This window comes from Microcoleus sp. (assembly GCF_049646505.1).
Lineage (GTDB): Bacteria > Cyanobacteriota > Cyanobacteriia > Cyanobacteriales > Microcoleaceae > Microcoleus.
In genome coordinates this window covers 1-12,734 of the sequence record NZ_JBARVX010000245.1, presented here as the reverse complement: position 1 = coordinate 12,734, position 12,734 = coordinate 1, and the positions used below count along the sequence as shown (strand labels likewise).

Genomic DNA, 12,734 nt, shown 5'->3' with positions numbered 1-12,734 from the left:
AACATTCCGATTGGCTTGACCCGGCACTCTCGTTTTTCTGCTCTTTTTCCCTCTGCCTCATCATAGTTTTTTTCCATGATTATGGGATGTTTGGTTTCACCCTTTTTTAATTCGCCAACAGTCTCTTATATTTGCCAAGGATTCCAAGTAAGTTACTTCCGCCTCTCTTTTCAGGCGACCGATTGTTTCCTGATTAAGTAATTTTTCAAGTTGGCATAATTCATTAGAACCATTAGTTTTGAGCAAATCGAGGCTCGTTCTCACGTTTTTAATTACAAAATCAGGATAATTTGAGTCCTGTTGTATTTTCAAGAATTGAACATAATTTTCCAGCCCAGTCACCACAAATTCGCGGAAGCGAGTTGTACTATTTATCTCTATTGTTACTTTGTGACTCCTGATTGTAGGAGTCTCCACTTCATAATCCAAGGTCAAATCCTGCGAACTCAACCCAGTCATCGAAGGGAATTGCCAAGCAAACAAGGAGGGCTGCTTTGGCATTGATGCCAGGGGTACAAGCATTGACTCGATTAATTCATCAATTGTCACTTCTGAGCTTTCTCGATCTGGCAACGAAGCGTGGGCTTTCCTAATAGCCTCGATTAATCTATTTGATAAAGCCGTTTTGATTTCTTGAATTTTTTCTCCGAAGGTTTCACGGCATTTTTCAACCATGTTTATTGTCGCTTTATAGGCTTTTTCTCCTGGCTCTAATGGAGGTCTTAATTCTTGATTTTTTGCGAGTTGAAAAGCCAAACAATGAATGTCTATAATTAACCTAAATCTTCCTGAAGGGATATCTTGTTTTAAGCAAAATATTGCTGCTCCAGTTTCTTGATTCAGTTCGTCAATAGTTTTTGCTAGCCAGTCGCTATAATCCAGCCTCGCCAGTTCATTCTTGTCTTCTTTTAACTCATTTTTCACGGGAACTAGCTCCTTCTTTTATGAAAACTGGTTGCGGATTGTTCACTGGTTAAGGGGATAAATTATTCTCATACAAGTAGAATGATTCAAAATATCATTTCATGTTCGCAAAAATAAACCATCTCAGGAGGTCGGTGTCGAGCTTACAATTACAACAGATTGCAGGTGAATAGAGTACACTTTAATCCCAAGCACCCACGAAACTGGTTTACAAACTCGCTATCCGACTCTCCTTTTACCCTCATCTCAAGCAACAGCAGGGTCAGTAACCAACGCCCTCATATAATAGCAAAGAGGTCGGACATTGTGGGGCAAAGAACTGCAACTGAGTAAATCCCGCTCTTTGCAGGGGCTTTTCAGCACCCAAGAGCTATCCTCTTTGAGGGTCAAGCCTGCTACGAATGGATCGTGGAAGCAGGAGTCAACATCAGTAGCACTCCGGTGAGACCGGATTGGGGAAGAAAGCGCTGATCGAGCAGGCCGGATTGCGAAAAGGCTCCTGAGCGACTTGCGGTGATGAATGTTTGGCTCAACTTTGCCAAGAGGAGTCTAACTCGAAGTTGCAAGGGTTTTCCAGTACCTAAGAGCTGCTGAGCGGCTGATATTCATGACTTGAAAAAGGGCGGAAGTCATTATAGCATTGAGTAGTTATATTACACAGCAGGCGAAACTGGAGTGGTGTCGGCGGTAGATTGACTTGCTCTACGCGCACCTCTACTAAACTGGGATTCCTCAATAGAACTTCAAAAATCTCACTATTCAAATATCGCGGACAATACCCGACAATATGGTGGTCTTCTGTATTTAAAGTCAATGCTTTAGAATCATAATGATTTTGAAATTCGTGAGCTAACCACAAATTTTCTCCTGTCTCTAAGCGGTTAATTCGCTCAATTGTACAGGGTGGCAAATACCGCAGTCCCTGCAAGAAAAAGTGAAGGCGATACCGCCCTTCTGAATCTGGTTCAGGAATGAGAAAAACAGTTAGAGTATCTGTTTCTCGCCGCCCACCGCTGCGGGCTAGCATGGCAATGGGATCGCTTTCATCTTGAGGAAGATTTAGCCAGTGAATAAAACTTGGGTAATCGGGGCGATTTTTCGGCATCAGCCGATTAACAAATACGGAAAATAAGTAGGTTGATGTATATACTTCACCTAAGCGCGGAAACGAGGGCAAGGGTTCAAAACCGCACTTCTGTTGAGCTTCTAAAACGCCTTGCGTGTAGGTAAATTGGTAGTTCGTTCCGTCAAATGTTAGCCTGCCAATGGGAAACCAGGAACGGCTGTTTGGATCTTGCCAAGCCAAAAAAAGCGTTGAGTGTGTTTTCACGGTAGCGTTTTCCTCAAGTTAAGCAGTCTGTGTTGATTGAATTCAATAATTTTTTGGGCAAACTCGGCTGCAATCGGTGAGATACGAGTGTTAGGAATTCGATTAAAAATATCCACTATATTCGCCTTTGAGATACTTTCAAGTCGCTCAAGCCATATATGCGCTGCATTCGGAAATCGACGTGCAGCGCAGTCAAATACATCAATTGTTTTGAGAGGCTTTTTATCATCAACGCTGCCATAAAACGCTGAGAAACATTTGTTAGCATAAGCCTCTACTGAGCGTTTTTGCCTTTGTTCATCTGAGAGGTCGCGCCCCAGACTGGAAGCATGATCGTAACTGGGTGCTAGGTGTGCTGTTTTGGATGTAGTAAACGCTAGATTTACTGTTTCGGATGCAGTGGGTCCTAGGTGTTTTGTTTCGGATGTAGTAGGCACTGCCTTATTTCGGACAACACCCCAGTTTTCGTGGTGGCGGTCGCCATTGCCAATCCACGCATCTAACAGAAGATAGCCGACAAACACTTCTACAGCTTTTTGAATGCCACTGGGTACTGTCCAACCAATGGGTAAGTTCACAGATTCATCAGAGATAACTCTCAGCACTAGATCAATTGTATGTTGTGACAGGTTGTAGGTTGCAAAGGTGGGGTAATTTGGCACGATGGGAGTAAGAAGTTCGTTACCGTGAACGAGGGTGCCACCGTTGGGTAAAAAGTAAGAAGAGACTACACCGAGATTTCCCTCACTCGTGGCGGCCAGTTCATAATTAGCATGAGGAATTCCCAGTAATTCGCACAATTCGGAGGCCACTTTCTCAGCCCAATCTTCGCCTAAATCAAGTCTTGCTTGTTTGTACAGGCAGCGGCCCAGTTCAGGGTGTTCAAACCAAAACTTATACTTGCTTCCCATTGCCTCAGTCTTGGAGAGTTCGTAAGCTTGAGAGGTGACAATAATGATGGGAAATTCATCAGGCATAAATTGTTCAACCTATTTCTTTCGTCGCACTCGCAGTTCACAAATATAGCAACCACTTTCGTCGGTTAGAACACAAAGTCTGGTAGGGGTCATTCATGAAACCTACCTTGTCTATAGCAGTATGATGACTGCTATAGAACCCATTTGACATATTGTAGCGATCGGACATCAGCAGCCGATCGGATTGCAGCAACCTTACGCCTCGAAAAGCTCTTTTTTGAGGTCGTTCGCTTTAAACCAATAAAACCGCCTCAAAGGCGTGTTCAGCCCAAGCAATTTAGAGCGTTTTTGTAGTTTTCCTAAAACAACAGAAGTCTACATTGTACCCGCAAGGCACAGTGTAGGTAGTTCATGTAGTTTTACTTTAAAATCCGCTTCATTTTTCCAATTCCTCACCCACCAAAGCTTCCAGTTCAGCTAACAGCTTCTCTAGTTTCTTTTGCTTTTTGGGGTCATCCCAAACCTTAGACTTTTTCACTCGCTGCAAAGCTGTATCTACGCGACTTTTAAGTGAGTGATTTGGTGCAGTCGCCTCCCCTGTACTTTTCGCTTTTAAATCGGCAATGCGCTGTTTGATTTGGGTCAGGGAGAGGTCGAGAGCGATCGCCTCTTCTAACAATTGGGAGCGCTCTGAGCTATCCTTAACTCGGGCGAGCTCTCTGGTTTTGGTATAGAACCCATTTGACATCTTTTAGCACTCGCTCACAGCAGGCGATCGGCTTCACAGCAGGCGCCCCCAAAAGCTCTTTTTTGAAGTCATTCGGTTTAAACGATCGCCCGGACAGATTTTCAAGTTGGTTGTCCCATTAAGTTTTGAGCTAAAATTACCATCAAAACACCCTAAAGCCGTCATGCCGTATTCTAGTAACCTAACAGACTCCGAATGGTTCATCCTTGAACCTCTACTACATCAAATATTACCGATTTAAAAGCTGTCCTCGTCCCCCCAACTGGACAAAAAGAGACATCCTGGATGGCATCTTCTATCTACTCAAAAATGGTTGCAATTGGGAAGATTTACCAAAAGACTTACCCCCCTACTCAACTGTATAGAACCCATTTGATATCTCTTAGCAGTTGATATCTCTTAGCAGTCGATCGCTAAAATATATCAAATCGATTCTCTAAGCAAAACATAAACCGAATCGTTTCATCTACCTCTATTTACTGACTATTGCCCTTATGTGCGTAGATTTTTACAAGGTGCGCTACACTTTCTCTTTGATACTCCGTTAACTATAGCCGGGTGGTCGCCCACCCGACTACGCTTCTGAACCGAACGTGATAGTTTCCGATCATCCGATCGCATTTTGTTTCAAAATTGCCTCAATTTCCGCCAGCTTTTGGCGCAAAACCTCCTGCAACTCCACCAGTTGGTCAACCTCAGCTTGCTCCAACACTTGCGTTGACAGCTTTTTCAAATTAAGAGCTGCCAACTTTACCTGCTTGAATTGGCGGGCTGCCCCTGGAAAATCATCCAGATTAGAATTGATAATTTCTTGCACCAATTTACGAGTTTGAGTCACCGACAATTTCTCGGCAATAACTCGATTAGTTGCTTGAACTCTAATCGGCTGCGCTTCTTCCTCTGGCAAGACTAAATTTTTCGCAGAGAGTTTAGAAAGAGCCGTTGCATGAACCCCTTTAAGTCCTAATTGCCTGATAGCAGTCTTAAGGTCATCAGCCAAAGACAGCATCGAGAAAATGTTGGCATCTATGGAAGCTGGATTGAGCTGCAAATCCAATAGCGTCCCCAAGACGGCCAACTCTTGTTCATCCAAACCCAAAGCGGCTAAACCCTGTTCCTGCTCGTCAGGTGCCGCCGTCACCAACTCGGAAACTGAGTTCATCCGTTTTTGTGCGTTCAAGCGTCGCACGACTGTCGAGAGAATGCGGGGGATAGTTGCAGCTTCCAAACCCGTATTTTCAGACAACTCCCGCACAATAGCTTCTGCTTTGTCGAGGGGATTGAGGTCTTCCCGATGTAGGGAAGTCAGCAGTGCTTTGCGGTGCAAAGCCGCGGGTTCTGGAACGATCACAGCTTGTAAAGTTTCCCAGCCCAGATTTTTAGCGCTGCGCCAGCGCCGCTCTCCATCGAATATCACCAAATCCCCCCTTTGAATCAAGATAATGGGTTGCAGTTGTCCGTCACTAGCGAGGGAGCGGGACATGGACTCGATACTTTCCGGCAAAAATGTCTGTCTGGGTTGTTCAGGATTAGGCTGAATTCGATCGAGCGAAATGGAGAGGATACCACTTGCGGACTCTAGTTGTTCTCGCAAGGAGGCCAGCGGATTTTCCAATTCGGTCGATCCCGATTTTCGCAGTTCTTCAATCTCTGCTTTGAGTTGCTGAATCTCTGTTTCAGCTTCAGAGAGGTGCATTGACTGCTTGGCAGATGAAAAATAATTTCCTAGGTCTGGAGCTTTACGGGTGGCCATAGCGATTTGAGAATGAAGTGTGGAAATAGCATTCAGGGAAACGAAGAACTCGTTTTTATGGGCAAGCAAGTTGCGAAATAAGCAAATTGCTGGGATAAGTCATAGTAAGAGAAACGAAGAACTCGTTTTTATGGGCGCAAGTTGTGACTGTGAATCAAACACTATTTCTTTTTTTTCTTTTTTTTGGCAACAGCCGGCTCGACCCCATTTCCCATTAAAGTAGCTAACTGTTTAACAATCTCTTTGAAGTCGCCTAAAGCTGGGTGAAGCGGGCGATAAAGGTGTAATGGCAACCCTTGACCGCTTGCATTGACAAATTCTGCACTGTCCCGAATAGGTGGAAAAACGCGGATATTCATCTGCTCTAGCTGGGCTGGCAAGGACTCTAAAAGTTGTCGGTGGACGGCTCGTTTCGTATCGTATTGGTTGGGTACAAACCCTAAGATTTCTGGTTGCGGCTTGAGGCGTAATTGTTTGCAATGGTGGTAGTACCACTCCAGCAGGTGAGCTGCTCCTTGAATTGATTTTGGTTCGAGCTGTACGGGCACTATTATATGAGTGCAAGCAGTTAGTGCCATCAAGGGCAAGGGGCCGAGGGTAGCGGGGCAGTCGAAGATAATTAGGTCGTGTTCCAAGGGATAGTCGCTCAGGCAATCGCCTAGAAGATAAGCGCCACGCTTGTGCAGAACTAACTCGTCTGCTGTTTGCGTCAGCGTCATTCCGCCTTGACAAACGGTTACATTATTGGTGTGGGGACTCCAGGTAGGAGTAAGAGGCCAAGAGCCATTGAAGCTTTCTCGCATTATGGCGGACAGTGTGTGTTCTGGCTCTGGCGGATTTAGACCGCAAAAAAGGGTCAGGGAGCCTTGGGGATCGAGATCCATAATGGCTACTTTCAAACCCCTTAACCCCAGTTCGTAGGCGAGGTGAACTGAAAGTGTGGTTTTGCCAGTGCCACCAGCATTACTGATGACTGCTAGTCGAATTTGCATGGTTTTGAATTAAGTAGTTGATTTAAGTATCATATATCGAGAGTCGGCATCAGATATCGATATATGAGAGCAGCGCGGTAAACCACCGTTAGCCCCCGTTGAAACAGCAAGTTAATATTTAGTCTGTAGAGCAGAATCTCGTCAAGTTTAGTACCAGACAATCGCTCTTAAAAGGATGTTCGTTCGATCGCTCGATTGAAACCGAACTTCATATATCAATATCTGAGCTACGTTAGAACTGCCGAGTTAACTTGAAAAACCATCTTAGGATTATGCTTGTACCATCTACCGAAATGCACTCAAACTTCATATATCAATATCTGAGCTAAGCGAGCGCGATCCAACTTTCTCTTAAGAGGACTAACTAAATCAAACATTACGAAAATAGTTTCAAGACGTTAGAGATAAATTTGCCAAAGTTAGAACGATGGAGTGAAAGGTGGAACTATGTGGTACATTTACGCGATACATTTCAGACATTTTGGATTTATCCGACACCTGAAAATACCTCGATAGCATCACCCGCAAGGGTGAAGGGCGTACCCGCCAAAGCTTTTAGCATGATACCAAAAGCACCGTTTGCATCCCGGTCGGCAATATAACCGCACTCAGGACATTTAAAGATTTTGTTGCCGCCCAATCTGGCATGAACGTGACCGCACTTGCCACAAGTTTTAGACGTATAAGCCTCGTTAGTTTCTACGACTAAGACGCCGGAACGTTGAGCCAGAGCTATTAGTAACTGCTTAAATCTGTAATGGCTCCAAGTTAGCATTGACCGTACAGATTTAGTATGAATCCGCCTTTTTGCTCTCAACACCAGGGAGGATGTTTCAAAAGTGGGGATAAACACCACCTTGTAATTACGGACTAAGTAACTAACAGTTTGGCGATGAAGTTCATCCACTAAATTGCGAACATCGAGCCGGATTTTCTCAGCAGCACGAAGTAAAGAACGGCGTTGCTTAGTCCTAACTTGTTTTTGGTAGGCACGGCTAATTAATGTGTCAAGGTGAAAGCATAATCTCACGATTCGCTCTATGTCTCCCTTGCCAATCTCTAAAACCGTTTCTCCGTCGTAACCAGTTAAAAATGTTCGCACCCCAGGATCGAGGGCAATTACCTTATTCTGGGTAGTTGTTTCTGTGGAAATATGCTCTGGAACCACAGCAAACCAACGTCGCCTGTCTCGCACTAACTGGGTGCCATACTCGCAAGAATCTGGCAGTGGTTGGGAAGAGTCAAAACCACATCATGAAGGTTAGTTGAGGGAACCAAGTGCCTTTGATGTAATTCCCCTTTTTAAATTTAATGGTTGCTACTGATTGGCGACAACTACGAAACTTTGCTTCACCCTTATTGGCTTTCGCTTGCCTCCAAGCGTCGTAAGCATCTTGTACAGCGTTGGCTTTGGGGTGTCTCGGTACTGTTTTCAACCAATCTGGCAAATCCTTAAGGATTTGGGCTTCTAAATCATAGCTGTTACCTCGAAAGCCATTTTTCAAAGCCTCTATGCAACGGTTATAAACAAAGCGACAACCCGCCAACCAATGTCGCCAAATTGAGGTGAGCTTGCTATCAGGATAAATCCGAATTTTCTTCACAGAGTTCGGCGCTAATTTCGCTGTCAATTTCTGTGCGTGTCGTTTTTTGTTTTTGTATTTCCGAGTCTTGCCTGAGTTGTTTTTCGTACTTACGGAGTCCGTAAAGCCTTGAGCTGAAACAGTGGACGACTGACAACATATCTTGCACGAGTTCTGCCTGTGGACTGTATTTTTGCTGGTAGAGAACCACGAGTTTACAATCGAATTTTTCACAGAGCCATTCGATGAGGTCGAAGCCAAATCGGGCAAGTCGGTCTTTGTGGGCAACGACAAGACATTGGATATCGCCGCTGATAATTCGTTCCAGAATGGCGTTAAGCTTTCGCCGCCTAAAATTGAGTCCCGATCCAATTTCTGTGATGACTTCACAGCTTGGGTAACTTGTAGTAAGTGCCTCAGTTTGTCTTTTGAGATCGTCTCTTTGGCTGGATGTTGAGACTCTGGCGTACAAAACTGTAGAACGTCGAGCAAGCTCAGTTGTACCGGATTTTTGCTTGAGATATTCGGCAATATCGTAACGTCTTTGTCCTGCCTCGGTTTTGATGGTCTTGATGAGGCCATCTTCTGACCATCGGGCAAGGGTTCTGGGGTTAACTCCCAAAGCGTTAGCTGCTTCTCTTGGTGTGACATACGGCATGGCATTCTTCTGGAAGAACACTTTTTATTTTATTTGATTTTGTCCGATATGTCCACTATGTCTGTTAAAGTAGTGTAAACTGCTTTTAGGTTACACGTCTTATAGCGAATTTTCCCTAGATGATATTAAAAATAAACTCAGATTGACCACCTGGCTTTTGAATGGACTCGAACGAAAAGACTGGGTGCCGTGCTACTCTGATAATACGCGCGATCATGGACTAACGAACTTCATATATCGATATCTGAGATACGGGTTCTAAACAGGGAGTTAACTTTGAGAACTGTTTTGGGATTTACCGAGCGTACAATCTGCCGAAAGGCACTTCTGACTCAAATCGCTGATAATATCTAAACTTATATTGTCAACTAATTTAGTCAGAGCCACAGCAATTTGCTTCTGCGACAGCGGAATTCGCTCAATCAACAGCCTTACCGCTTGCTCGTCTCCACAAGCGGCTGCTTTATAAAGCTTCTCAATCGACTCCCTCGGCAACACAGACAGCGACTCAGAAGTCAGTTGCACAACAGGCTCATCCTGTTCGGACTTCCTAGACGACTCCTCTTCATAGATATAGCGAACTCCCAAATGAAGCGCCATCTTCTCGAAAATTACTGCCTCTCGGAACGGTTTGGCAACAAAGTCATCGAAGCCTTTCGACATGGCGAGTTCCTGAGTTTTAACAAAAGCATTAGCGCTCAAAGCAATAATCTTAGTGTTAGAACCGTCAGGCAGAGCTCGAATTTTTTGAGCAGCTTGAAAACCGTCTAAAACAGGCATCCTCAAATCCATCCAAATTAAATGCGGCTTGTACTTTCGCCACAACTTAACAGCCTCAATTCCGTTATTCGCAAACCACACAACAAAACCAGCCGACTTCAATATCTGAGTTAACAGCAACCGATTTGCCGACTCATCGTCCGCTACCAAAATGCGATAATTTTGTTGGTTGGATGCCAACCCCTTCACTCGTTTTTGTGGCAGTCTGTCATAAATTTCGCTTTCAGTTGCATGACTGACTTTAATGTAAAAACTAAAAACCGTTCCTTTCCCCACAGAACTTTTGACCTTAATCTCACCACCCATCAGCTTCACAAAAGAGTTACTGATTGGCAATCCCAAACCCGTTCCCGTTTGCGATTTCCGGCCAGCAGAAGCTTGCACGAACGGCTTGAACAAACGGCTAACCTCGTCAGGGGCAATGCCTGGGCCTGTATCCTTCACTGAGAACTGGAGAAAGAATTTGGATAACGGTTTTTTTGCCATAGACTGAAGGCATTTTACAGTCAGCTTCACCCTACCCGTCTCAGCAAATTTAACAGCATTACCCAACAGATTAATCAAAACTTGGCGCAGCTTGCTTTCATCAGTTCGGACGTATTGCGGTACATCTGAACTGCGTTCAAAAACAAGTTGCAACCCTTTAGATTGAGTTTTGAGTTGGAACATCCCTTCTATGTCATTGAGCAAACTGTACAGGTCAAAAGCATTTGATTCGAGGGTAATTTGACCAGCTTCAATCTTAGACAGCGACAAAATATCGTTGATTAGTTTCAACAAATGCTCGCCACTGCGATTGATAATATCTAAACTCGACTGCTGTTCCGGTGCAGTTTTTTTAGAGTTGACAAGGAGGTGGGCAAAGCCGATAATCGCATTCAGAGGCGTTCTCAATTCGTGGCTCATATTGGCCAGAAAGGTACTTTTAGCGCGATTGGCACTTTCGGCTGCAATTTTAGCTTGTTTTAGTTCCTTTGTTTTCTGTGCAACTTGCCGCTTTAAATCGCCAGAATATTCTTTTAACCGCTGGCGAGATGCTTTTAACTGGCAATTCATGCGCTCGAAAGCACGGGCTAGGGCTTCGAGTTCGGCAACGCCGCTACCTGAAACTGTTGAGTCGAAGTCGCCACCAGCTATCGCCTCTGTTGCCGAAATTAACCGCAGCAGCCGCTGTTCTATTCTTAGGGAAATAGACAGCAAAAGGCAGATAGAAAGAACCAAAGCCAGCAGCACGAGCAAAATAGTGTTGCGAGTATTGGCCTGAACTTTGCCCGTGAAGTCGGTTTCGGGTACAACTGCCACAATCAGCCAATTTAAGCCATTCGAGTTTTCACTCATGTCTGACTTGCAGTAAGTATAGTGAGTTGCTGGCAGTAAAGTTAAGATTTTGGCTGCTGTTAATAGCAGCGAGGCTGCCATAATGTTTAAGCAAATACTCTGTGGAAAGCTGGATTATTTGTTGTTGCAGAGCTTGGGTGCGAACTCGCTGCTGGGAGTCAACAGAAATAGACGGTTTTGGTTCAGTTACCTCGTTCCGAGCAACTAAATGTCCCGAACGGTCTAAGATAAAGGCTTGACAGTTAGGGCTGATGTGGAAATCGTGCAAGTTGAATGTTGAGGTTGGGGTGGGAAAAGCAGAATTTGTTTTTTGTTGACGGAATATTGTTTTTGGAGAGTCTGACCCATTTGGTTTGATTGTGACTCCGGCTGTTTGACTTGGGCGAAGTTGGTTCACCGAACCAGTTTGCATTTTCTTATAATTCCCTTCTCCTTTCCCAACCCCAACCCGTTCTTTTAAGTAGTTGTCAAGGCGGTCAGAGATGCGGCTCGTTGCTTCTCCCAATAGCTGTGCAACTAAGTCATTCATTGTCTGCCGCCCTGTTTGAAAAGAAAGCCATCCCGTCAGACATAGTAAAGTCGAAATCAGGAGAGCGTTGGGGACTGTAAGCACAACGCGCAGCGGGAGGGCAGACTTTTTTTGAACTGAGCTTTTTGGGCGGAACATTGGTTAAAAAAAGGAAGTGGGAATGAGGAATGGGGAGTGGGGGAGAGAGGGAGAGAGGGAGAGAGGGAGAGGGGGAGAGTGAGAAAGTGGGAGATTAGAGGTGTGCAGTAAACAGCAAGCTGTTTGAATTTTCAGGTAGATTGCAGTTACATAATCCCTCATTTCTATTCAATTGGGTGAGTATATGTTAGATGTTGAAGCCCTCTAGTTTTTATCGGGTTGTTGCAAGTTTTCAAACTTCTCCCCCTCTCCCCCTCTCCCTTTCTCCCCACTCCCCATTCCCCATTCCCGTTACCTATTCCCGCAGCTCCGGCTCCAATCAAAAAGCAGAGCGAATTTTAAGAATCCTAGTAGTTCGGGCTGTTGGCGGTTGTCGCTGTTGAAATCTTGATTTAGGGTAGTTCAATTCTTCTTGTGCAATGAGGCTCAGCTCGACAATCACAGACAAGTCTACTCCAGCTCGTGTAGCAGCATCGGCCGCCGATAGATTCTGATTTCTTACCAGAGCTAAAAATTGTCGCACGCTGTAGACTACTGGGTCGCTGGCTGCTGTGTAGCCTTTTTGAATGGCAATCAGCAATCCTTTTTCAACATCTGATGCTGCGGGGGCGCGACCTCTATCAACGTTCACAGTCGGCTCCATTCTTGGGTAGGGGAGCGATGCGAATTCCTAAGTGTTCTGGTTCTTTGTTGGTAGGAACGATGTTGAAGTTGTAAAGTCGCTGTTTCCCTTGAGACTGTTGGCGAATTAAAAAAGGGTGAAACCAAACATCCCATAATCATGGAAAAAAACTATGATGAGGCAGAGGGAAAAAGAGCAGAAAAACGAGAGTGCCGGGTCAAGCCAATCGGAATGTTACGCCAAAATGCCCACATTCTTGACAGATTCATCGCCGCAGCAGTCACAATATGTTGTAGACGAGTTTTGGCAAGACCCATGTAACGAGCGTTACGCAAACCAAAAACACGAATTCCTTGAGACAGGGAACTTTCAACACCAGCCCGTAAGGCATAACGCTGCTTAAAATCCAGGGTATGTTGTCT

General features: G+C 44.8%; 14 protein-coding genes and 1 pseudogene. 1 reads left to right on the top strand and 14 read right to left on the bottom strand.

Features of this window, described 5'->3' with window-relative positions:
- Positions 1 to 96: 96 nt before the first annotated feature.
- From WBA89_RS13275 to WBA89_RS13260, 4 genes are all read right to left on the bottom strand, one after another.
- Entirely contained in the window at positions 97 to 924 is an 828-nt protein-coding gene (locus tag WBA89_RS13275) for a hypothetical protein (protein ID WP_424407081.1), read from the bottom strand.
- 580 nt (positions 925 to 1,504) lie between these two features.
- Complete coding sequence (locus tag WBA89_RS13270) at positions 1,505 to 2,254, bottom strand: HIRAN domain-containing protein (protein ID WP_424407079.1); 750 nt, start codon at positions 2,252 to 2,254, stop codon at positions 1,505 to 1,507.
- On the bottom strand, positions 2,251 to 3,231 hold the full coding sequence (locus WBA89_RS13265) for a hypothetical protein (RefSeq protein ID WP_424407077.1): 981 nt from the start codon (positions 3,229 to 3,231) through the stop codon (positions 2,251 to 2,253). Before WBA89_RS13265 ends, WBA89_RS13270 begins: the two co-directional genes overlap by 4 nt.
- 376 nt (positions 3,232 to 3,607) lie before the next feature.
- Positions 3,608 to 3,919, bottom strand: a complete 312-nt coding sequence (locus WBA89_RS13260; RefSeq protein WP_424407075.1) for a hypothetical protein — start codon at positions 3,917 to 3,919, stop codon at positions 3,608 to 3,610.
- Between the two features lie 206 nt (positions 3,920 to 4,125).
- On the opposite strand from WBA89_RS13260, the gene WBA89_RS13255 reads away from it, so the two are divergent.
- Entirely contained in the window at positions 4,126 to 4,284 is a 159-nt protein-coding gene (locus tag WBA89_RS13255) for a transposase (RefSeq protein ID WP_424407073.1), read from the top strand.
- 242 nt (positions 4,285 to 4,526) lie between these two features.
- Here the strand turns inward: WBA89_RS13255 and WBA89_RS13250 are convergent, their stop codons facing one another.
- From WBA89_RS13250 to WBA89_RS13205, 10 genes and pseudogenes are all read right to left on the bottom strand, one after another.
- Positions 4,527 to 5,672, bottom strand: a complete 1,146-nt coding sequence (locus tag WBA89_RS13250; RefSeq protein ID WP_424407071.1) for a ParB/RepB/Spo0J family partition protein — start codon at positions 5,670 to 5,672, stop codon at positions 4,527 to 4,529.
- A 161-nt stretch (positions 5,673 to 5,833) separates the two neighbouring features.
- A complete protein-coding gene (locus WBA89_RS13245; RefSeq protein ID WP_424407069.1) occupies positions 5,834 to 6,664 on the bottom strand; it encodes a ParA family protein in 831 nt (276 codons plus the stop codon).
- Between the two features lie 487 nt (positions 6,665 to 7,151).
- Positions 7,152 to 7,832 (bottom strand): RNA-guided endonuclease InsQ/TnpB family protein, encoded by a 681-nt coding sequence (locus WBA89_RS13240; RefSeq protein ID WP_424407067.1) that lies wholly within the window; start codon positions 7,830 to 7,832, stop codon positions 7,152 to 7,154.
- A 73-nt stretch (positions 7,833 to 7,905) separates the two neighbouring features.
- Positions 7,906 to 8,169: a hypothetical protein gene (locus tag WBA89_RS13235; RefSeq protein WP_424407083.1), complete on the bottom strand. Its 264-nt coding sequence runs from the start codon at positions 8,167 to 8,169 to the stop codon at positions 7,906 to 7,908.
- Between the two features lie 39 nt (positions 8,170 to 8,208).
- Positions 8,209 to 8,268: pseudogene (locus tag WBA89_RS13230) on the bottom strand (hypothetical protein); the annotation flags it as partial.
- Positions 8,243 to 8,905: an IS607 family transposase gene (locus WBA89_RS13225; protein WP_424407065.1), complete on the bottom strand. Its 663-nt coding sequence runs from the start codon at positions 8,903 to 8,905 to the stop codon at positions 8,243 to 8,245. The pseudogene WBA89_RS13230 and the gene WBA89_RS13225, both read right to left, overlap by 26 nt.
- A gap of 270 nt (positions 8,906 to 9,175) precedes the next feature.
- Positions 9,176 to 11,023: an ATP-binding protein gene (locus WBA89_RS13220; protein ID WP_424407063.1), complete on the bottom strand. Its 1,848-nt coding sequence runs from the start codon at positions 11,021 to 11,023 to the stop codon at positions 9,176 to 9,178.
- Positions 11,016 to 11,552 carry a hypothetical protein gene (locus WBA89_RS13215; protein WP_424407061.1) on the bottom strand — a complete coding sequence of 179 codons (537 nt, stop codon included), beginning with the start codon at positions 11,550 to 11,552 and terminating at the stop codon, positions 11,016 to 11,018. Before WBA89_RS13215 ends, WBA89_RS13220 begins: the two co-directional genes overlap by 8 nt.
- A gap of 457 nt (positions 11,553 to 12,009) precedes the next feature.
- Positions 12,010 to 12,321, bottom strand: coding sequence for a hypothetical protein (locus WBA89_RS13210; RefSeq protein ID WP_424407059.1), 312 nt, complete (start codon positions 12,319 to 12,321; stop codon positions 12,010 to 12,012).
- Between the two features lie 161 nt (positions 12,322 to 12,482).
- Positions 12,483 to 12,734: transposase (locus WBA89_RS13205; RefSeq protein WP_424407057.1), on the bottom strand; the 252-nt coding region annotated here is incomplete at its 5' end.

Coding starts and splice junctions, on each gene's coding strand:
- WBA89_RS13225 (WP_424407065.1), bottom strand. CDS start 8,905: ATGCCGTATGTCACACCAAGAGAAGCAGCTAACGCTTTGGGAGTTAAC.
- WBA89_RS13215 (WP_424407061.1), bottom strand. CDS start 11,552: ATGAATGACTTAGTTGCACAGCTATTGGGAGAAGCAACGAGCCGCATC.
- WBA89_RS13265 (WP_424407077.1), bottom strand. CDS start 3,231: ATGCCTGATGAATTTCCCATCATTATTGTCACCTCTCAAGCTTACGAA.
- WBA89_RS13260 (WP_424407075.1), bottom strand. CDS start 3,919: ATGTCAAATGGGTTCTATACCAAAACCAGAGAGCTCGCCCGAGTTAAG.
- WBA89_RS13220 (WP_424407063.1), bottom strand. CDS start 11,023: ATGAGTGAAAACTCGAATGGCTTAAATTGGCTGATTGTGGCAGTTGTA.
- WBA89_RS13250 (WP_424407071.1), bottom strand. CDS start 5,672: ATGGCCACCCGTAAAGCTCCAGACCTAGGAAATTATTTTTCATCTGCC.
- WBA89_RS13245 (WP_424407069.1), bottom strand. CDS start 6,664: ATGCAAATTCGACTAGCAGTCATCAGTAATGCTGGTGGCACTGGCAAA.